Here is a 20559-nt window from a genome sequence, read left to right on the forward strand (position 1 = left end):
CGATTCATCGGCGAAGCCTTCTGTGGGAGCCGCTTCAGCGGCGATGGGTGCTCGCGCCAGGGCCAGGATTCTTGCCCTGCTCGCGAGCCTCGTCTCGCTAGTCAGCCATGCCCAGACCCCACCCCACAACACGTTCACCCTCGCAACAGCAGCCCCGGCAGAAATCCGCCACATCAACGTCTACACCCCTCCAGGCTACGACGCATCCACTAACCGCTACCCCGTCCTCTATATGCCCGACGGCGGCCTGCAGGAAGACTTTCCGCACGTGGCGAAAGCGGTCGACGAAGGCATCCGCGCTGGGGAAATCCAGCCGCTGATTCTCGTCGGCATCGAAAACACCGAGCGCCGCCGTGACATGACCGGACCGACCACCGTCGACTCCGACAAGGCCATCGCGCCACACGTCGGTGGCTCGGCGGTCTTTCGTGCCTTCATCGCGAAACAGCTCATGCCGGAGATCGGCCGCCGTTACCGGGTGAACACGCACCGCGGCATCATCGGCGAATCGCTCGCGGGCCTGTTCGCCGTCGAGACATTTCTTCGCGAGCCGGGTTTGTTCGATACGGTTATCGCGATCAGTCCCAGCCTCTGGTGGAATGACGGCTCGCTGGTTCGTGAGGCGCCCGTCCTTCTGAAGAACCAGCCGCAAGGCGCGCGGCGTCTTCTCCTGACGTCGGCGGACGAAGACAATATCGCGCCGAACGTGGCCAGGCTCGCCGAGGTGCTGAACACTGGCGCACCGAAAGGTCTCGACTGGAGCTACGTACCTCGGCCCGAGCAACACCATGACACCATCTACCTTGCCTCCGAAGCGTTCGCACTTCGTCGCGCTTTCCCTCCGAAGAAACCTGCGGATGTGGGTCCGAAAGGCGAGCATCGCGTGCTCTTCATCGGCAACAGCCTGACCTACGTCAACAACCTGCCTTCGGCGTTCGCGTCGCTCGCGCCCGCTGGCATGCGCCTCAGCGTCGATATGATCGCCCGCGCCGGCGCCGCGCTCGAGGACTACGACCACGATCCCGTGGTCATGCATGCATTGGCGACAGGGGGCTACACCGACGTGGTGCTGCAGGAGCGCGGCGGCAACGCGACCTGCACGCCGGGCTGCGAACAGCGCCTGGCCGCGTTCGAGCGCACGGATCAGGCCACGGTGGCCCTCACGAGCGATGCACGGGCCGGCGGTGCTCGCGTTTACTACCTCGGCACGTGGCAGCGTGCGAGCCGCGAGATAAGCGAAGGTGAGGTAAGGGGCGAGCAACGCATCGCGACGCTCGCGGGCATCCCCCTCATTGAACTCAGCGAGACGCGCAGGCGGCTCATGGAGACGTATCCGGACGCTGCCTGGACGCACGCGGATGGTGAACATCCCGGCCAGGCGATGACGGCCTTGATGGCCTTGCGGACGTGGCGCGCTGTCATGGGTGAGGTGTCGACGCGGACTCCCTGCGTACCCGGTGCGCTGTGGGACCACGCACCGAAGCCGGAGGATGTCTTGCATGTCGACATGGGAACGACGCCGGCGACCTGTCTGGTCGACGCGTCAATGGCGGCCAGGCTCTCCGCCGTCCCATAAGCGGTTGACGTGACGTATGTCCTCATATGAAGCTTCGTCCGATGCACTGACGCAGGAGCCAGGGGAGGCGAAACATGGACGGAAACGATCCAGAGGGCAATGAACGCCGCGCGGAATGGTCGCCGTCACCGACATGGGTTCGCGTTGGCGCCCGCATCGGGCCCGTCGTGGCTCTTGCTCTATTCGGTGCGGGCTATCTGTGCGATGTCGCAGCCATAGGTAGCGCGGCGTGGATCTATTTTCTCCCGACGCTGATGATCGCTATTCCTACCGGTCGGACAGTCTACGAGGTAGGCCGCTATGTGGCTGCCCGCCGTTCGGGAATGGTCGTCGCCGTGATGCGGATTGGCCCAGTCGACGTGGTACCGCGGCGGAAAGGTTGGCGCGTTCGTTGGAAACGCTATATTCACCCGCTTCCGCCCGGATATGTGCACGCACTTCCCGACCCATCCCGGCCTCTTCGCATGCCGATGATCCGCTTCGCCCTGGGCGGCGCTGTGGCGACGGTCGCCCTTGCCACTCTCGTGGCGTCGTCCATTCCACTGCTTCACACATATGTCGAACGCTGGTCGATGGCTGGGCTCGCTCTCGTGCTCCTGATTCCGCTGTCGAGCCTGTTCCCGAATCCCTCGATCGCGGCCAGCCCGGTCCTCGAGTCTGGCGGCGTCATGGCATGGCGCTGGTGGAGGCATCCGCCAGCGGATGCGTGGATGGCTCGAACGCTTGCATTGTCCCGCGTGCTGCGTGGCACGCCGATTTCGGCATTGGGTCCAGAGGACATCGACATCCTTCTCGACGATTCGGTAAGCGGCGCCTGGTATGCGTTGAAGCAGCACCAGCAGCGCGGTGAGTGGACGCAGGTGACCGATGTCGGGCGCCGGATGGACACCTTGATTCCCGGGCACCGATATGCGAAGTCTGCGCTTGCCGAGCTGATCGACGTGACACGTTCCGAGATCGCGTTCGCGGCCGCTGTCACGGATCGCGACGCTGCACGGTTACCAACCCCCGATGCGCTTCGGCGGTCGCGGTGGGGCAACTCGCCCTTAGCTGCCAGGTGCGCTGCGTGGCGCGCGCACCTGACCGGAGATATCGAGGCTTGGCAAAGCGCTATGGATGAGTGCATTCGTGTCGCGGAGAATTCGGTGGATCGCTCGCTTGCAGCCAGCGAGCGATTGATTGCTAAGCAGCTATACGGCGACGTCGAACCCATGCCGGGCCGCCGATAGCCGAGTGCCGTTAACGATTCACGAAATCGATCTTCGAAAGCCCGTTCACCTTCGCCTCGGCGAGAACCTTTGCCAAGTCCTCATAGGAGGCGTTGTCCGACGCGCTGATGTGAATCGCGGGCTTGTCGCCTTCGCGCAAACCGAGCACCTGCATCTGCGTTGCCAGCGCGGCGTCCGTCACCAGCACATGGTTCCAGAACGTCATGCTGCCTGCTTCGATGGTGATGTCGATGGGCTCCTGCATCGCCGTGGGCGGTTGCGTGCCGGGCGAGGGCAGGTCTAAGCGAGCCTTATGAGCGACGACCGGTGCCGAGATCATGAAGATGATCAGCAGGACCAGGAGGACGTCGACGAGCGGGGTCACATTGATGCCCGAAATTGGGGCAGCGTCTTGCCGTGCAGAGAAAGCCATGGTGCCTCCTACAGACGTTATCGATGGAGTGGTGCCCTGGTGCCGGACCATGGGGGATGTCCGGCGAGTCCAGCCTAGGTGCCGACTGGCCCTTCCCGCAAGCGGCGGCAAGGGTGCATGATGCCGCGATAAGTCAACCTTGAACCAAACCCGCCGTTCGTAGTCCCATGGGGGCTAGGTTTTTGGCAGGAGCGTTACGTTGAGTAGTCAGTCATCAGGTTCGAAATGGGTTGCAGGTTTGCTGATCGTCGCGATTCTGGTCGTGGTCGGCATCTTCGTTTACAGGGAGAAGCAGGCACATGATGCGGGTACCGCACCGGCCTTCTCCAACGGTCCGGTCGCGTCCTCCTCGTCGACCACCGTGCATGATGCGCCGCTCGTGCAGCACCCGATCGGCCCGGCCGGCGGGTCCACCGCGGGCCTGCCGCCGCTCGACCAGAGCGATGACGACGTGCTGGCGGGGCTGATGGCCCTCACCAGCGATGGTGCGCTGAAGTCGCTGCTACGCCCCGAGGCCATCGTCTCGCGCATGGTTTCCACCATCGACGCCCTTCCGAAGCAGAGCGTCGGTATGAATGTCGTGCCGCTGCGCACGCCGACCGGACGTTTCCAGGTGGTTCCCGACGACGGTAACTTCGTCGCTTCGAAGACGAACACCGAGCGCTATGCCACCTACATGTATGTGGCGGACCGCATGGACACGAAGGCCGCCGCGGCCTGGTACAAACGCAACTATCCCCTGTTCCAGCAGGCTTATCGCGACCTCGGTACGAACGGTTACTTCAATGATCGGCTGATCGAAGTGATCGATCATATGCTTGCTGCGCCGGAGCCGAAGGGCAATCAGCAGCTGCTTCCGGAGAAGGTCGGTTATGTCTACGCGAACCAGGCCCTGGAGCAGCTGTCAGTCGGCCAGAAGTTCATGATCCGCCTTGGGCCCGAGAATGAAGCGAAATTGAAGGCGAAGCTTCGGGCGCTGCGAGGCGAAGTGGCTAACCAGTCGGCCGATGCTCCGCTGGAGGATCGAAGCGCTGAAGCGCCTCCCCGTAGATAGTGTTGCCGTAATACTCGCGTTCGCGCTCATCCGGGAATCGGCCGAAATCGATATAGGGCGCGTTGCAGGCCGGGCATCGAAGCGGATTCATGCGCTGGAAGCGACCGCTACACGTGGTGCACGGCGGCAGCCGCATCTCGAAGCGTGTCGTGGCAGCGAGATCCGCTGGGCCCAGCACCGGCGGTGCATCCTGCAGAAGCGCGCTGGCGACGAGGGTATGGGGGCCGCCGTCGCAGTAAAAGTAGGCGAGCTGGCTGAAGCCGGCGTGGAACGAATGCAGGCGAAACCCCGCGTGGCACTGGTCGCAAAGGCACAGCAGCGACACGTTGCCCTGGGTTATCTGTCCCGAGTAATGCAGGCCGCGAGCGAAGAGTCCCTTGCCTTCGAAGATGGCGTTGTCTGCGGCCGATTCCGGCAGCATGAAGGGCTGCAAGCGAACGCCCCTCGCGCCATTCCGAAACGCCTCGAGAGGATCGTCGTCGCGTGACACCGTGAGCAGCCCATCGGGCTGTACGGCAAAGGCGGCGCTCACTCGCACCGACAGATGAAGGTAGCGATCACCCTCGTCGTAGGCAGATGACAAGTCGAATGAGCGCGTTGTACCAGCGCTGTCGGCGAAGTTCAGGCGCATGCCCGGCTTGAGTTCGACCACCGGCATTTTCTCGGCGGGCAGGTCGGCCACGGCCAGCGAGAAAAGCTCGACATCGCCCGCAGTAACGCGAAGGAGAGGGGCAGGACCCGTCGGCTGCCTAGATTTGAAGGGCCACATGGGCAGTGTCCTTTTCGCTTGAAAGGTGACAGGCAGCTACCACTTGACTGATATCTCCTTGATTTCGTCATTCTTGTATGCGGTCACGACGGCCCTTCCGTGGCTGTTGCCGACGAACATCTGGCGCACGACGTATTGGTATTGATCCCCGTTCTGCAGTTGCGCGGCGGTGATTGCCGTCTTCGCCGCGTCACCATGGAACAGGAACTGTATCCCCATCGCGATGAGTACGGCCATGGCGATGCCGCCGCCGAACCAGAGCAGCGGCGGCCTGGCCGCGAGCCCATGCTCCTTCAGCGCCTGTCGCACTTCCTGCCGACGTAACAGCAGGTAGGCCCAGGCCAGAGGGGGCAAAATAAGAACAGGCGAGACCACCATGGGTAACGTCGTCCACGGACACAACTTCAGCTCGAGAAGCCACAGCGGCAACGGTTGAATCGCCGGAAAGACAAAGATGAGTACCAGTATTGAGGCAGCAAGGATCGCCGCGCCGAAGCGCGTCGCCCATAGCGCGGTGTGGAGATTGCCGCGCTTGAGGTAGATCCCGGCGGCGATAGCGAAGACGCTGACTGTGGAACCGTACGCCTGGCTGGTCAGGATGCAGACGACCCAGAAAGCGACATCGATCGCACCGACGACGATGAGGATCTTGCCGGCTTTTGTCAGGGTGCGGCGGTAGTCGTCCATGGGCGTTCCTTCGCGGTGACGTGTACGTCTGACAGCATCGCCAATGAATCGGCTCCTACAGAAGACCTGCGCAGGTTTTGTGTGGGAGCCGATTCATCGGCGATGCTTCTGCTTCTGGCTACGTAGGGCTTACGGCGTGGCCGGCTTCGACGGATCGCGTACCGGCACGCTGATATTGCACAGGTCGATCTTGCCCGCCGGGCGGGTATAGAAATCGTCCTTGCGATTGCGCTTGGCTTCAATCACGGCGGCAAAGGTCTTGCTGTCCGTGCGTAGCACCTGGATCGGCGTGCGCTGGGCTTCGGGCACATCGGCCGCGAGGCGCACGCTCTTGATCGTCACGCGCTGTTCGGGCTTGTCGTAGAAGCCCATCGGCTCGCCACCGCGCGGATACGCGGCGAGGAATTCCATGCCCTTGATGACCTTGCCGGCGACGGCGAGGTTGCGGTCGAGATTGCGGGGGGGCTGGCCGATGATCGCGTAAAGCGAGCTGCCATTACCCGTCTCGGCGCCGACATCGCGAGCCACGCCGACGGTGCCGTAGCAGTGGGTGATCCAGGCTTCGCCGGCCTTCGTGTCACGCGCCACGGGGAAACCCTCCGAGAAGCCCACTTCCGGGGCGTAGACGTCGCCATCGGGCAGCTTCGTGAAGGGAATGGCCTTGCCGCCCAGCTTGCGCGTGAACTCGGGCGTGAGGGTCTCTTTGGCGGTTCCCAGGCTCTTGGCCTTCTTCTTGTCGTCGCCATCGGGGTCGCCCCACTGGGTGACGAAGTTATCCTGGACGCGGATGACCTGGGTGCCGTCGAAGTAGTGTTCGCGGATGAGCGTGCGGATGTTCGCTGCGTGTTCCGGCGACCAGTCCTGGGCCAGCTCGATCACCACCTGGCCCTGGGGCAGGTCCATATAGACAAGATTCTGCGGGTCCGGGGTGCGCCATTCGGCGGCGGTCGACTTGGCCAGCAGCTCCTTCGCCGTGGGCGTGTGCGCCTTCTTCGCCTCCTCGGCAACGGCGGGCAGGGCGAGGGCAAGGGCGAGAACAAGGCAGGTGCGAGCGAGCATGGGATCCCCGGAATGAGTGCTAACGGACGAAAAGTAGCAGAGCCAGTTGTGATGCGCTCGGGTTGAGCCCCATGATGTGTCATTCGTCATCGGAAGGCAGGCATGGATCCCTCCGTACTCGATAATCCGCTGTGGTACTCGCTCACGGGTGAGCACGCAGCGCTGGCCCGGCGTTCGGGCGATGCGCTCTGGTATGGCGACGCCTACGCACCCTTCGTGGCGGTGGAGAGCCCGGCTGCCCGGGTGATCGACGACCCGCGGCTGGTGGGCCGACGCTATTTCCTGGGCGTGGCGCCGGACATGCTTCCTGAGCGCTGGCTGCGGGCCCCTGTCGACACGGGCCACGCGGTACCCGACACCTTGCAGCTCGTCCGGTCCCTGGACGCGCCGGACCTCGATACCGAGGAGACGGTAAGCGTGCTGGGCAACGAGCACCGAGAACGCATGCGTGCGCTCACCTCGTTGGTCTATCCGGAATTCTTCCGCGAGCACACGGCGGCACTGGGCACCTATGTCGGCGTGTTGCAGGAGAGCCGGCTGATCGCCATGGCCGGGGAGCGCATGGCGGTACCAGGTGCGCGCGAAATCAGTGCCGTCTGCACGCACCCGGAGTTCGCCGGTCGAGGTTTGGCGCGTGCACTGCTCGTGGCATTAGTGAACCGACATCGCGCGCAAGGACTGGTTTCCTTCCTCCACGTGTCCGCCGGTAACGAAGGTGCCACGAGGCTCTACGAGAAGCTTGGCTTCGTCCATCGGGCGACGTTGACGCTAACCGCCGTGGATATCGCCAAGTCGCATTAGGCGTCCACGCCGAGCAAGGCCTTCGGCTCGAGGTATGCCTCGAGACCGAAGCTGCCGTATTCCCGACCGAGTCCGGACTGCTTGAAGCCGCCGAACGGTGCCTTCGGCTCGTGCGAGATCGTGTTGACCAATACGCGTCCGGCGTCGATCCGCGAGGCAACACGGCGCGCGCGTACGGGATCAGCGGAAAGGACATAAGCCTGCAGGCCGTAAGGCGTGTCGTTGGCGATCGCGATGGCATCTTCTTCGTCGTCGTAGGCGATGATCGAAAGCACCGGTCCGAAGATTTCCTCGCGAGCGATGGTCATGTCATTGCGTACATCGGTGAAGACGGTCGGGCGCACTAGCCAGCCACGTGCATGGCCTTCCGGACGGCCTTCGCCACCGGCGATCAGGCGTGCGCCTTCTTCGATGCCCTTGCGGATGTAGCCCTGCACGCGATCCCACTGCTTGCGGCTGACCATCGGGCCGACGTCGGTGGCGTGGTCGGCGGGGTCGCCGGAAACGACCGCGTTCGCCGCGGCAGCCATGCGTGTTTCGAAGTCGGCCAGGCGTGCGCGTGGCACGAGCAGGCGCGTGCCCCCGATGCAGGCCTGGCCACTGTTGGCGAAGCCAGCCATCACGGCCAGGGGTACGGCAGCGTCGAAGTCGGCATCACCGAGGATGACCACGGGCGACTTGCCGCCGAGCTCCAGCGTCACGCGCTTGAGGGTATCGGCGGCCGCCCGGACGATGCCCTTGCCGACGGCGGTCGACCCGGTGAACGAAATCTTGGCGATGTCCGGACTGTCGACGATGGCTGCGCCGACCACGTCGCCACGGCCAGTCACGATGTTGAACACCCCGGCCGGCGCGCCCGCGGCATGCAGCGCTTCGGTAACGACGCGCGTCTGCAGGGCACTCATTTCGCTCGGTTTGATCACCGCAGTGCAACCGGCGGCGATGGCCGTAGCGAGCTTGCCGCAGATGAAGCCGGCGTTGCTGTTCCACGGCGTGATGAGACCCCCCACGCCAACCGCCTGCATGACCACCGTCGCTGTTCCCATCCGGCGCTCGAACTCGAAGTGCTCGAGCGTCTCGATCGCATCGAGGAAGACGCTCGAAGCATGCCCGACCATCCAGCGGCCGCGATTCACGGGCGCGCCGTATTCCTCGAGCACGGCGGCAAACAGATCGTCACCGCGCGCTTCGATGGCGGCGTGCATGCGGCGGAGCAGGGCGATGCGCTCAGCCACCGTTGTTCGGGAGAACGCCGGGAAGGCGCGCTTCGCAGCCGCGATGGCGCGGCGGGTGTCGTCTTCGTCGGCAAGACGCACGGTGCCGATGACTTCCTCGGTGGCCGGGTTGAACAGGTCGAAGCGCTCTTCGCCGTGCGGGGTAACGAACGCGCCGTCGATGTAGATCTGGTCGATCGTATGCATGGGAGTTCTCGGGAAGGGAAGGAGGTGGGTGCGATGGAAAGGATGGGCGCAAAGGATTAGCCTGATAAGCCGGACAAATCCGGATGGGGCATGAAGCAGGAGCGGACAATGCGATCGGGACTGACGGAATTCGAGGCGGTGCTGGCGGTGGCGCGACTGGGCAGCTTTCGCGCGGCCGCCGCCGACATGGAGATGTCGACCTCGGCGCTGAGCCAGTCGGTGGCCTCCCTGGAGGCGCGGCTGGGGACGCGGCTCTTCCACCGGACGACCCGCAGCGTCCGCCTGACGGACGCGGGGGAGCGCTTCGTCGCCGACCTGGCACCGGCGGTGGCGGGCATCCGCGACGCCATCGACCGGGCAGGCGACGAGGCAGCGACGCCGAACGGTACCTTGCGGCTCAACTCGTCGACGGGCGCGGCGCGCTGGCTGATGCTGCCTTTCCTGATTCCGTATCTGCAGCGCTATCCGGACGTCCACCTCGACCTGGTCATCGAGGAACGGATGATCGACATCGTCCGCGAGGGCTTCGACGCGGGGTTCCGCACCGTCGATACCGTGCCGGGCGACATGATCGCCGTCCCGCTGGGACCACCTATCCGCTTTGCCGTCGTCGGCTCCCCGGCGTACTTCGCGACGCACGGCCGGCCGCATTCGCCCGCGGACCTGGCGGCGCATCGCTGTATCCGGGCGCGCATGCCGGCGGGCCACATCTACCACTGGGAATTCGAACGGCATGGCGAGGCGGTCAGCATCGATGTCGAGGGGCAGCTGACCCTAGGCCAGCCCGACCTGATGCTGGAGGCGGCGCGCGCTGGGCTGGGGCTGACCTACCTCACCGAGTTCAACGTCTCGGAGGATCTTGCGGCAGGGTCGCTGGAGCGAGTGCTGGAAGACTGGACGCCACCGTTCGATCGCCTGTGCCTGTATTACCCGGGCCGGCGCCATGTGCCCGCTGCTTTGCGGGCATTGATCGACCTCATCAGGGAGACCGGCTGAGCGCATGGGCCAAGGGTCATGGCAAACCTTTGCGGATTGGGCGGCATCCTATCCGCAAGATTCCACGTCCCGGATGACCCATGCATCGCCGCTTCGCCCTGTTCGCCACGCTTTGTCTCGCTGCTTTCTCGGCCCGCGCCGAGGTGACGATCGACGGCCGCATCGACCCGACGGAGTGGGCGGGCGCGCAGCACATCACCGACTTCCGCGACACCCAGCCCAAAACGGGCAAGCCGGGTAGCCAGCCGACCGAGGCCTGGGTGCTCTCGACGCCGAAGGGCCTGGCCGTGGCCATCCGCGTCACCCAGTCCGCCGACGTGCCGCGCTCGAAGCAGCAGACGCGCCGTGACGAAGACGCGCTCGTGGATCGCATCAACGTGATGGTGGATTTCGACGGCGACGGCCGCGTGGGCTACGACTTCGAAGTGCGCTCGCTCGGTGGCGTTGCCGATGAGGTCATCACCAACGAATCGGACTTCAGTTACGACTGGGACGGCCGTTGGGATCATGCGGTCACCGAAGATGCCGAAGGCTATTCGGTCGAGATCCTTATTCCCTGGTATATCGCGCCGATGCGCAGTGCCGGCGACGGCAACCGCCACATTGGCTTGTACATCGACCGTGTCATCGCCGCGACGGGCGAGCGCATGGCCTGGCCGGCGATCAGCTTCGACCAGGGGCGATTCCTTTCGAGTTTTCAGAAAGTCTCGATGCCGGCGTATTCGCAGTCGTTGTTCGCCGTGACGCCGTACCTGGTCGGGCGCGTGGACCGTGCCCACGGCGGCACCTCGTTCCAGGAGGGTGCGGATATCGTCTGGAAGCCGAACGGGCAAACCCAGCTCACCGCCACGATCAACCCGGACTTCGGCCAGGTCGAGAGCGATGACCTCGTCGTGAACTTCTCGCCCGAGGAGACCTTCTTCACCGATAAACGTCCGTTCTTTACCGAGAACCAGGGCATCTTCGACTTCAGCCTGCTCGACGATTACTCGCAGCTGGTCTATACGCGGCGCGTGGGTGGCGAGTCCGATGATGGCCACGGCCCGGCGGATATCTCCGCCGCGGTAAAGGTAAACGGCAGCGTGGGCGATACCAGCTACGGCATCCTCACCGCGCAGGAAAAAGGCGACGACGGCCGTACCTTCGGTGCGTTGCGGCTGACCCAGACCGAAGGCACGCAGACCTTCGGCATGCTCGCCACACGGGTCAATCACCCTTACCTCGATCGCGATGCCAACGTGCTCGGCTTCGACCACCGTTGGCAGCCGAGTGAAACCTTCACCGTTACCAGCAACATCGTCGGCAGCAAGATCGACCAGCCACAGGCTAATTCGTCGGGCCTCGGTGCGACCAGCATCGTGTTCTGGGAGATGACACCGGTCTGGAGCCAGCAGTGGCTGGGCATGTATTTCGGCCATCGCCTGGACATCGACGATTTCGGTTATCTGCCGCGCAACGATATGGAATACCTGCATTGGGAAGTGCGGCAGCGACAGACCGACCTGCCGGCGGACTCCGCGTACGCCTCGCATCTCTGGCGCTACCGCGTTTCCGCCCAGGACAACACCGAAGGCCGTCGCATCTCCCGTCGTTTCCGCATCCAGCGTGACAGCCGGCGTCGCGACGGCGGCGACGAGGAATGGCGGCTGGATGCCTTTACGGCGGCCTATGACGACCTGCTCACCCGCGGCGGTAATCCTTTGCATACACCGCCGACCGCGAAACTCACCTATGAGCGCGAGAGCCCGCGTATCGGTCACTGGAGCTGGAAGGACGAAGGCTTCATCGGCGGCAACCAGCTCACCGGGTATCACCGCCTTTCGTACTACTTCAAGTTCACGCCGACCTATTTCATCACCGATGCGTTCAGTGTCTTCGCTGGTGCGAGTTACGAGTGGGACCCGAACTGGCTGATCTGGCAGGATCGTGGCGCGGGCGTTTCCAACCTGGTCGGCTCATACGACGGCAGGACGGTCGGCATCGACAGCGGCGTGAACTGGAACTTCGGCAACAAGCAGGAGCTGCGCGTGAAGCTGCAGACCCTGGCCGTCGGCGCGAAGCTGCGCCAGGCCTATGAGATCAATCCGGAAGGACGCGCGGTGCCCACCGACGAGCACGTCGATGGCCTGGGCGTCGCCAACCTGGGATTCCAGATCCGCTACCGCTATGAAATCGCGCCGTTGTCCAACCTCTATATCGTCTACAACCGGGGTGGCTACGAGCAGGACACCGAGGACGAGGTGGGTTCACAGTTCCGTCGCGGTTTCGGCCTGAAGGACATCCAGGAAGGACTGGTGAAGGTGGCCTACCGGCTGGAGTTCTGACCCTCTTCACGTGGGCTATGGCATTTCTGCGCCATGTCAAAGGCCCCGAAGCAAGCCGTCCGCGACCCGAACAATCCCGTTCCCGGCCGGAGCATCGGCGAGCACGGCATCATCGGCAACCTCGACACCACCGCGCTGGTGGCCAGCGACGGCACCATCGACTTCATGTGCTGGCCGCACATGGACAGTCCCACGGTGTTCTCCGGCCTCCTCGATCCGGACAAGGGCGGCGAGTTCACCGTGACTCCCGCCCTGACCGACGCACGCACGATGCAGCTGTACGTTCCTGAGACGAACATCCTGATGACGCGCTGGATGGCCGTCGCCGGCAGCGTCGAGCTCACCGACTTCATGCCGCATCCGGAAACTGAACCACGCGTGCCGGTCAGCGTGTTGCGTTGCATCCGCGTGCCACGTGGCAAGGTGCGCATTCGTGTGAACTGCCGCCCGCGGCTTGGCTACGCGCGGAACGTCCCGCAGGTAGAGGATTATGGCGAGACCGTGGTCTTCCACGACGGTCCGCAATCGCTTCGCCTTGGCTCGAATGTGCCGGTGATGATCGACGACGACCAGGGCGGGGCGCACTCGGAGTTCGAGTTGGGTCCGGGTGATGAAGTCTGGTTCGTGCTTTGCGACGAGGCGCACGATCCATTCGATATCCTCGAATGCAAAGCCGCCTTCACCGACACGGCCGAGGCATGGCGTCGGTGGACGCGCAAGTCCAACTATCGCGGCCGCTGGCGCGAACGCGTCGACCGCTCGGCGCTCGTGCTGAAACTGCTGACCTCGCATCGCCACGGCTCAGTGGCGGCCGCCGCGACGTTCGGCCTGCCCGAAGCCACGGGCGAGGGGCGGAACTGGGACTACCGCGCCACCTGGATTCGTGATGCCTCATTCACCGTGTACGCCTTCATGCGACTGGGCTACATCGAGGAGGCCGAGCACTTCCGCCGCTGGATTGAAGCACGGCTGACGGACCTGGACGATCACTCAGAGCTTCGCATCATGTACGCGATCGACGGCAGCGACGCGGCGGACGAAGACGTGCTCGAGCATCTTTCCGGCTATGCGGATTCCAGGCCCGTGCGCGTCGGCAATGCCGCACGCAGCCAGTTGCAGCTGGATATCTTCGGTGAGTTGATGGATAGCCTCTATCTCGCCAACAAGTACGGGCGCGCGATCAGCCGCTCCGGCTGGCTGCACGTGGTGCGAATGGTCGACCATGTCACCCGCCACTGGAAAGAAGCGGACGAAGGCATCTGGGAGATCCGCGATGCCAAACGCGAGTTCCTCCATTCGCGGCTGATGTGCTGGGTCGCGCTCGACCGCGCTGTCCGGCTGGCGAGCAAGCGATCCTTGCCCGGGCCGATCGTCGAATGGGCCACGGAACGCGATCGGATCGCCGAGGACATCTGGGCCCACTTCCGGCATCCTGAACACGGTTACTTCGTCCAGTCGAAGGGTGGCACGGACCTCGATGCCTCGCTGTTGATGATGCCGCTGGTCCGTTTCGTCTCCGCAACTGATCCGGTCTGGCTGGCGACCCTGGATGCGATCCGGGATCAGCTTACCGATGACGGCATGGTGTTCCGCTACCACAACGACGACGGATTGGAAGGCGGAGAAGGTGCATTTACCACATGCACGTTCTGGTATGTCGAATGCCTGGCGCGTGCGGGGCGATTGCACGAGGCGCGCGAAATCATGGCGCGGGGCGTGCTGTATTCGAACTACCTCGGTCTGTTCTCCGAAGAGTTGAGTCTTCGTGGCGAACAGCTTGGCAACTTTCCGCAGGCGCTCACGCACCTTGCCTTCATCAGCGCAGCCTTCTACCTGGATCGCCAGCTCACGGACCCCGACGGGCAGACCTGGCAGCCCTAGACGAGCTGCAGGTCGCGAGGCTTCGCACCGGGGAACACGGTGGCGAGGTTGGCGTCGGAGAGGCCGTAGGTGCGGCGGAGGAGGCCCCCGAGAACGTCGCGGTAGTTGTTGAGTACGGGGTAGTCGCGGTTCTGCAGAAGACTTCCCGCGTTCACTGCCACCTGCTGGCCGGCGACACGGCCACCGTTGACCTTGCCGCCGAGCACCCAATACGTCGTGCCATGCCCATGGTCGGTGCCCTTGTTTCCATTTTCGCGGAACGTCCGGCCAAACTCGGACACGACCACGACAACGGTGTTATTCCATTCCGCCTCGCCGAGTCCATCGGCGAAGCTGGCGAGCCCCTGTCCGAGGTTGTCGAGATTGCTGGCCAGCTGGCCATCGGCGCCGCCCTGGTTCACGTGGGTGTCCCAACCGCCGACGTCGACGAAGCCAAGTCGGAAGCGATCGCGCATGAGCGTGGCCATGCGTTGGCCCTGTTGTGCGAAGCCGCGCGCGTTGACCGCCCCACGACTCGCCGCGACCATTTCCGTCTGCAGGTCCTGTGCGACCTGCTGGCGCAACTGCAGGCCGTCGGTCGCCGCTGCCTGCAGCGACGTGCCTTCGTACATGCTGGCGAGGATTTTCGACTGGCGGTCATCGAAGACCGCTTTGCTGCCACCCTTGAGCGAGATGTTCGGGATATCGCCCGCGCCGCGGAACGACAGCGGCAAGGCATCCGTGAAGGCGATCGGCGGCGAGCCGCGCAGCACGCCGGAGAGGCGTCCCATGAAGCCTGAGCCGTAGCTGCGCGCGTCACCCGCTTCGCCTGCTTCGATGTTGTCCTGCGTTTCGAAGTGGCTGCGCGATAGATCGTCCGTGCCCGAGAAGGGGACGAAGGCGAGCTGGCGCTTGTCCCATAAGGATCCCATCGAAGCGGCGAGTGCCGGCGTGAGTCCCCAGTTCGCGTCGAGCGCGCGCACCGATTTCGGGTTGCCCGGGTCGGGCCTAGCCAACGCGATCGTTGGCCGCGACTCGTAGTAGAAGTCGCTCGAATAGGGCACCAGCATGTTGTTCGCATCGTAGCCGCCGCGTAGGAAAACCAGCAGGAAACGGGGCGACGACGCGGGCGCGGCGAACACCTTGCCGCCCAGCATGAGGGCAGGCACGGCGGCGGTAGCGGCGAGCAGAAACTGGCGGCGATCCATGGGAAGCCTCAGCGGTAGTTGAAGTCGGGAGACGCGAGCAGGAAGGTGTTCCATTCCTGCTGCGACGTAGCCTGGGTGAGCGCATCGCGCGTCTTCTGCGCCAGGAACGGTTCGATGGTCGCGTAATACGTCGGCGTGGTGAGCTGCGGGAAGCCGCCTCGCGTATGCGTGCCGGCCTCGTCGAGGTCGAACAGATGGTTGGCGCCACTGCCGATCGACCTCGCGATTTCGAAGCGCTTCGCCACCTGACCCGAACTCGACCATTCGGAGTCCGTGGTTGGCCAGCCGTCGGGCGTGATGCGACCAAAGGGCGCCTGCCCGAGTTGATTGATCCAGTTCACCAGCGGTCGCGGATTGGGCACGGGCTTGCCGTCGTAGGCGAGGCGCATGGTCGAAACGAGGAACTGGGTCGGATCCTTGTAGCGCTTCCCGAGCGACGCGGTGAACTCCTTCGAGGTAAGCATGGTGTCCATCACCGCGGCAATGTCGCCGTCGGTATGTCGGAACGTCTTGGCCATGGCCTTGACGAGTCCGGGCGGTGGATCGTTGGCGACGAAGTACTGCGCCAGTTTCGTCGAGATGAAGGTCGCGCACGCGGGCTGGCTCACGATGAGGTCGACGGCTTTCTCCACTTCGTCGAAGCCACCGCCCTTGATGGTCTTACCGAGCAGCATCTTGTCGCCGAAGTCGTGCCGGTTCGGGTTGAACTCGAACACGCCTTCCTGCACGTAATAGGCCTGCAGGTCGGGTTTCAGCTTGCGTGGCTGGCCGTCGAAGTTCACGCCGACGCCGGTCAGCACGCGTGCGAGGTTCTGCACGTCGTCCTGGCTGTAGCCGCTGCCAACGCCGAGCGTGTGCAGTTCCATCAGTTCGCGCGCGTAGTTCTCGTTGATCTTGTCGCGCGCGTTCTGCACGTTGTCCAGGTATTCGAGCATGGCCGGGCTTTTCAGCGTGGCCATGACCAGATCGCGGAACTTGCCCAGCGCGTGCGGGCGAATGGTGTTCTGCGCGTAGTCGGCGACTACCCAGCGGACGCGACCCTTCTGTTGGAAAACGCTGAAATGGTTGAGCCAGAACCAGACCATCTGCTCGCGTAGCTGGTTCTCGTCGTAGATGGCGTAAAGCAACTCGCTGGCCTGCGCTTCCTGCGCGTACTGGTTGCCTTGCTTCTGCAGGGCCTGCTTTGCCTGCTGCTTGCCGTCGCCGTCGGGCATGGCATTGATGTCGCGATACTGGTCCCGTACCTGCGCCACGAGCGTCGCCATGGGTATCTTCGAGACATCGAAGCCGTCGATCTGTGCGCGCATCTCCGCAGGAAGGCCGTCGGTCTTCGGATGCAGCTGGCGGTCGAGGAAACGACGCCGACCCAGATCGCGGTAACTGGCGATCGTGGCCGAGTCCACGCCGAAGGTCACCCGATCCAGCCAGGCGATGTCTTCTTTCGAGAGAGCGTCGTCGCGTGCCACGGCGGGCAGCGCGATGAGAGCAAGCAGTACGGCGGTAGCCAACGCTCGCATGGAATCTCCGGTTTCGGTGGGACGTCCACCTTAAACGGGGGCGAGGGCCGAAGGTTTACCCCCAGCTAACCGCAAGAACCTGTAGCAGCTCCCACATTACATCTCTATTTCGTCTTCGCCGATGAATTCGATGGCGGCCTCTCGGCTGCCGGCGGTTTCCTCGGCGACCTCGCGGACGCGCTCGCCGACCTTGTCGTTCGGCACTTCGACTTCCATGGTGAACGTACGCGAGCCGACATCGTCGGACAGTTCGCTGGAGCTGGAGTCGTCGCGGACGCCCATGCCGAAATCGTCGATCTCCTCCACGCGTTCCACGCGGTCGATGCCATGGATGGCGTTGAGCACGTCGTCGAAGATGTCACGGTCGCCGGTAATGCGGAGCTGGATGCGGGGCATGAGGTTCTCCTGGATCGATGGCATCCGATGCTGCGACCGGGCATGTATGCCCGAAGTGTAGGCCCGGCTAACATGTGCGTTTTCGGCGGCCAAGCACCATGCCCAAGACTTACGACAAGGCCTATTTCGACAAGTGGTACCGCAGCGCGGATCACGCCGTAGGCTCCCCGGCCGAACTCGGCCGCAAGGTCGCCATGGTGCTGGCCCAGGCGGAGTTCTACCTGGGTCACCCGGTGCGGAACGTGCTGGACATCGGCTGTGGCGAGGCACCCTGGCGTGCCGTGCTGCGCAAGATGCGTCCGGGTATCGAGTACCGCGGCCTGGAGACTAGTGAATATGCCGTTGCGCGCTACGGCCGTTCCCGGAACATCGGCTACGCGCGTTTCGGCCAGCTTGCCGAGTTGCGCTTCGATACCCGATTCGACCTGATCGTCTGCACCGACGTGCTTCATTACCTCAAGCCGGCGGAGATTCGCGCTGGCCTGACCGGTGTTGGCGAGATGCTCGAAGGCCTGGCCTTCCTGGAGCTCTATACCCGTGAGGACGACCCCGGCGGCGATCGCGAGGGGTTCCTGTCGAGCCCGGCACGCTGGTATCGCGAGGCCTTCAACGAGGTCGGGCTACTTGCCGTGGGGTCGCAGTGCTATGCCGGACCGCGGCTGTCGCGACACGTGGCTTCGCTCGAACGGCTCTGATCTCCGAGCGTCTCAGGAGCTCATGAACCAGCCGGCGGTCGCCAGGGCGTTATTGGCAGCGTGGGCGACGAAGCCCGGCCAGATCGACCCGCTGCGCACGCGCAGCCAGGCGCAGAACACGCCGACCAGGATCAGGTTGGGCACGGCGTACCAGAGCCAGTCGAGGTCGGGCAGGTGCACTGCACCGAAGATGATGGCCGATACCGCGATGGCCCAGCCGTCGCCCAGACGCGTCCGCAGCACCGAAAGCAGGGCGCCGCGGAACAGCAGCTCCTCGACCAGGGGACCTACCAGCACCACAACCGGAAGCAGGGCGACCCTCATGCCGACGTGGGCGCGGTCGGCGATGTCGGTCACTGTCTGGCTCACGTCGTGGTCGCCCGCCAGGAACTGGGTCAGCAGGCCGCCGAGCAGGGGCGCGAGGACGCCGAGCGCCGTGCCGATCGCGACATAGCGCCCGGAGGGTGGGGTAAAGCCGAGCCCACCGGCGCCGCCGTCGAGCGTTTTTGCCGCCCAGCGTCGCACAACCCATGTTACGACCACCCCCGCGGCGCAGATGAGGGTGAGGATCACCACGACGATCAGGCGGTCGGGCTGATCGGGCACGGCCGCCGGGAACCACCGGGCAAGGAGCTGCGACGTACCGCCGAAGGCCCCGCCAAAGCCCGCCTGCAGCGCGAAATAGGCAAGGATGGTCAGGGCGGTCTCGATCGTGCCGGGTGTCCGGGTCGGAACCGGCAGGTCGGGGGGCACGGAGGAGGTGTCGATGGGAGGGGAGGCAGGCAAGAGATCGTGAGGCATGAACCACCGTAGCCGACGGGCAGGGCCATCGCAACGGCGCTTCTGGCACAGACCGTCATGTGCCCCCTGTATAGTGTTGCGTCCCTTCCGGAGGAAACCGGGCGCCTCCCGCGCCGACCCATGTTCGCTTTCGACTGGCTTGCCGACCCATCGGCCTGGGCGGGTCTTCTCACGTTGATCGTGCTGGAGATCGTGCTCGGTATCGACAACCTCGTTTTTGTCGCGATCCTCGCCGACAAGCTGCACGCCCGCCAGCGCGACCAGGCGCGGCTCATGGGTCTTGGCCTGGCGCTGGTCATGCGCCTGTGCCTGCTGGCCGCCATGTCCTGGCTGGTTACGCTGACGCGCCCGTTGTTCAGCTGGAACGGCTTCGGCCTGTCCTGGCGCGACCTGATCCTCGTGATCGGCGGCGGCTTCCTGCTGTTCAAGGCCACGCTGGAACTGCATGAGCGCCTCGAGGCCGACGACGGCAACGATGGCAAGCCAGCCCGTCGGGCCAGCTTCTGGCTGGTCGTGGCGCAGATCGTGATCCTCGATGCCGTGTTTTCGCTGGATTCGGTCATCACCGCGGTCGGCATGGTCGACCACCTGTCGATCATGATGATCGGCGTGGTGATCGCCATGGGCCTGATGATCACGGCGAGCAAGCCGTTGACCGTCTTCGTCAACGCACGCCCGACGATCGTCATCCTCTGCCTGTCCTTCCTGCTGATGATCGGTTTCAGCCTGATCGCGGAAGGCTTTGGCTTCCATATTCCCAAGGGCTACCTGTACGCCGCGATCGGCTTCTCGATCATGATCGAGGCGTTCAACCAGACCATGCGGCGCAACCGTCGTCGCTCGCTGCTGGTGGGCGGCCGCATCATGCGTGACCGCACGGCGAAGGCCGTGCTGCGCCTGCTGGGTGGTTCGCCGGACGATGAAGGCGACAACGGCAAGAACACGCCCGCGACGGAAACCACCGATTCCGCCGTGTTCGGCAAGGACGAGCTGGAAATGGTGCAGGGCGTGCTCGATCTCTCGCAGCGACCCGTCCGTTCGATCATGACGCCGCGCACGGAGATCGTCTGGGTGGACCCGGGCGAAGACCTGCCCACGCTGCTGGCCGAGGCGCGTGAGTCGGCGCACCACTGGATGCTGGTCGCCCATGGCGATCTCGACCAGTTGATCGGCGTGGTCTCGTCGCGCGATCTGCTCGCTAGCCTCGCCGACCACGGCCGCCTTGAAACCGAGCGTGTGGTGCGCAAGCCGATCACGGTGCTCGAATCGCTCAGTGTGTTGCGCCTGATCGACGAGTTTCGCCGCGCACCGCTACAGGTCGCGCTGGTGGTGGACGAGTACGGCAGCATCCTCGGCCTGGTGACCCCGGCCGATGTACTCGAAGTGATTGCGGGCGAATTCCCCGACGAAACCAGCGAGGGCGACCCTTCGGCGGTCAGCGAACCCGATGGCGCCTGGCTGCTCGATGCCAGCCTGGATGTGCGTCGCGTGGAGCATCTCCTCGGCCATCGCCTGCCGGGCGCCAGCGACGGCAACTTCTCCACCCTTGCCGGTTTCGTGCTTCAGCAACTCGGGCGCCTGCCCAGTGCCGGGGACCGCTTCGAAACAGACGGCCTGGAATTCGAAGTCACCGCGATGGAAGGTGCCCGTATCCAGCGGGTTCGCGTGTTGGCGCTTGCACGGGACGACGAGGACTAGATCCCGGGGCCGGCGGCTTCATTGTGGGAGCCGCTTCAGCGGCGATAGCCAGTTCG

General features: G+C 64.4%; 18 protein-coding genes. 9 read left to right on the forward strand and 9 right to left on the reverse strand.

The window, feature by feature from the left end:
• The first annotated feature begins 43 nt into the window (after nucleotides 1-43).
• Both ACVWWJ_RS06830 and ACVWWJ_RS06835 read left to right on the forward strand, forming a co-directional pair.
• Complete coding sequence (locus ACVWWJ_RS06830) at nucleotides 44-1576, forward strand: alpha/beta hydrolase (RefSeq protein WP_456967189.1); 1533 nt, start codon at nucleotides 44-46, stop codon at nucleotides 1574-1576.
• Nucleotides 1577-2040: 464 nt separating this feature from the next.
• Nucleotides 2041-2805 carry a hypothetical protein gene (locus tag ACVWWJ_RS06835; RefSeq protein WP_456967190.1) on the forward strand — a complete coding sequence of 255 codons (765 nt, stop codon included), beginning with the start codon at nucleotides 2041-2043 and terminating at the stop codon, nucleotides 2803-2805.
• Nucleotides 2806-2815: 10 nt separating this feature from the next.
• Here ACVWWJ_RS06835 and ACVWWJ_RS06840 read toward each other — a convergent pair whose 3' ends face one another.
• A complete protein-coding gene (locus ACVWWJ_RS06840) occupies nucleotides 2816-3217 on the reverse strand; it encodes an ExbD/TolR family protein (RefSeq protein WP_456967191.1) in 402 nt (133 codons plus the stop codon).
• A gap of 199 nt (nucleotides 3218-3416) precedes the next feature.
• On the opposite strand from ACVWWJ_RS06840, the gene ACVWWJ_RS06845 reads away from it, so the two are divergent.
• Entirely contained in the window at nucleotides 3417-4271 is an 855-nt protein-coding gene (locus ACVWWJ_RS06845) for a DUF3014 domain-containing protein (RefSeq protein ID WP_456967192.1), read from the forward strand.
• Here ACVWWJ_RS06845 and ACVWWJ_RS06850 read toward each other — a convergent pair.
• The 3 genes from ACVWWJ_RS06850 to ACVWWJ_RS06860 all read right to left on the reverse strand — a co-directional run bounded on the left by ACVWWJ_RS06850 (nucleotide 4210) and on the right by ACVWWJ_RS06860 (nucleotide 6894).
• On the reverse strand, nucleotides 4210-5040 hold the full coding sequence (locus ACVWWJ_RS06850; RefSeq protein WP_456967193.1) for a hypothetical protein: 831 nt from the start codon (nucleotides 5038-5040) through the stop codon (nucleotides 4210-4212). The two genes, ACVWWJ_RS06845 and ACVWWJ_RS06850, sit on opposite strands and share 62 nt — an antisense overlap.
• A gap of 36 nt (nucleotides 5041-5076) precedes the next feature.
• A complete protein-coding gene (locus tag ACVWWJ_RS06855) occupies nucleotides 5077-5727 on the reverse strand; it encodes a hypothetical protein (RefSeq protein WP_456967194.1) in 651 nt (216 codons plus the stop codon).
• 129 nt (nucleotides 5728-5856) lie between these two features.
• Nucleotides 5857-6894, reverse strand: a complete 1038-nt coding sequence (locus ACVWWJ_RS06860; protein ID WP_456969673.1) for a peptidylprolyl isomerase — start codon at nucleotides 6892-6894, stop codon at nucleotides 5857-5859.
• On the opposite strand from ACVWWJ_RS06860, the gene ACVWWJ_RS06865 reads away from it, so the two are divergent.
• Complete coding sequence (locus tag ACVWWJ_RS06865) at nucleotides 6889-7587, forward strand: GNAT family N-acetyltransferase (RefSeq protein ID WP_456967195.1); 699 nt, start codon at nucleotides 6889-6891, stop codon at nucleotides 7585-7587. The two genes, ACVWWJ_RS06860 and ACVWWJ_RS06865, sit on opposite strands and share 6 nt — an antisense overlap.
• Here ACVWWJ_RS06865 and ACVWWJ_RS06870 read toward each other — a convergent pair.
• Nucleotides 7584-9008 carry an aldehyde dehydrogenase family protein gene (locus ACVWWJ_RS06870; protein ID WP_456967196.1) on the reverse strand — a complete coding sequence of 475 codons (1425 nt, stop codon included), beginning with the start codon at nucleotides 9006-9008 and terminating at the stop codon, nucleotides 7584-7586. The genes ACVWWJ_RS06865 and ACVWWJ_RS06870 overlap by 4 nt on opposite strands.
• Before the next feature lie 90 nt (nucleotides 9009-9098).
• Between ACVWWJ_RS06870 and ACVWWJ_RS06875 the strand changes: the two genes are divergently transcribed.
• The 3 genes from ACVWWJ_RS06875 to ACVWWJ_RS06885 all read left to right on the forward strand — a co-directional run bounded on the left by ACVWWJ_RS06875 (nucleotide 9099) and on the right by ACVWWJ_RS06885 (nucleotide 14209).
• Nucleotides 9099-10004: a LysR family transcriptional regulator gene (locus ACVWWJ_RS06875; RefSeq protein WP_456967197.1), complete on the forward strand. Its 906-nt coding sequence runs from the start codon at nucleotides 9099-9101 to the stop codon at nucleotides 10002-10004.
• A gap of 80 nt (nucleotides 10005-10084) precedes the next feature.
• Nucleotides 10085-12328 carry a DUF5916 domain-containing protein gene (locus ACVWWJ_RS06880; protein WP_456967198.1) on the forward strand — a complete coding sequence of 748 codons (2244 nt, stop codon included), beginning with the start codon at nucleotides 10085-10087 and terminating at the stop codon, nucleotides 12326-12328.
• Between the two features lie 33 nt (nucleotides 12329-12361).
• Nucleotides 12362-14209, forward strand: a complete 1848-nt coding sequence (locus ACVWWJ_RS06885; RefSeq protein ID WP_456967199.1) for a glycoside hydrolase family 15 protein — start codon at nucleotides 12362-12364, stop codon at nucleotides 14207-14209.
• Here ACVWWJ_RS06885 and ACVWWJ_RS06890 read toward each other — a convergent pair.
• From ACVWWJ_RS06890 to ACVWWJ_RS06900, 3 genes are all read right to left on the reverse strand, one after another.
• A complete protein-coding gene (locus ACVWWJ_RS06890; protein WP_456967200.1) occupies nucleotides 14206-15396 on the reverse strand; it encodes a DUF1501 domain-containing protein in 1191 nt (396 codons plus the stop codon). The genes ACVWWJ_RS06885 and ACVWWJ_RS06890 overlap by 4 nt on opposite strands.
• 8 nt (nucleotides 15397-15404) lie before the next feature.
• Complete coding sequence (locus ACVWWJ_RS06895) at nucleotides 15405-16913, reverse strand: DUF1800 domain-containing protein (protein WP_456967201.1); 1509 nt, start codon at nucleotides 16911-16913, stop codon at nucleotides 15405-15407.
• 96 nt (nucleotides 16914-17009) lie between these two features.
• Nucleotides 17010-17309 carry a hypothetical protein gene (locus ACVWWJ_RS06900; RefSeq protein WP_200851884.1) on the reverse strand — a complete coding sequence of 100 codons (300 nt, stop codon included), beginning with the start codon at nucleotides 17307-17309 and terminating at the stop codon, nucleotides 17010-17012.
• A 98-nt stretch (nucleotides 17310-17407) separates the two neighbouring features.
• Between ACVWWJ_RS06900 and ACVWWJ_RS06905 the strand changes: the two genes are divergently transcribed.
• Complete coding sequence (locus ACVWWJ_RS06905) at nucleotides 17408-18004, forward strand: class I SAM-dependent DNA methyltransferase (protein WP_456967202.1); 597 nt, start codon at nucleotides 17408-17410, stop codon at nucleotides 18002-18004.
• 12 nt (nucleotides 18005-18016) lie between these two features.
• Here ACVWWJ_RS06905 and ACVWWJ_RS06910 read toward each other — a convergent pair whose 3' ends face one another.
• The gene (locus ACVWWJ_RS06910; RefSeq protein ID WP_456967203.1) at nucleotides 18017-18805 is read right to left on the reverse strand and encodes a CPBP family intramembrane glutamic endopeptidase; all 789 of its coding nucleotides are present in this window, start codon (nucleotides 18803-18805) and stop codon (nucleotides 18017-18019) included.
• Nucleotides 18806-18925: 120 nt separating this feature from the next.
• Here ACVWWJ_RS06910 and ACVWWJ_RS06915 point away from each other — a divergent pair, with 120 nt between their 5' ends.
• Nucleotides 18926-20503, forward strand: a complete 1578-nt coding sequence (locus tag ACVWWJ_RS06915) for a TerC family protein (protein WP_456967204.1) — start codon at nucleotides 18926-18928, stop codon at nucleotides 20501-20503.
• Nucleotides 20504-20559 lie beyond the last annotated feature (56 nt).

Source organism: Luteibacter sp. HA06 (assembly GCF_054061215.1).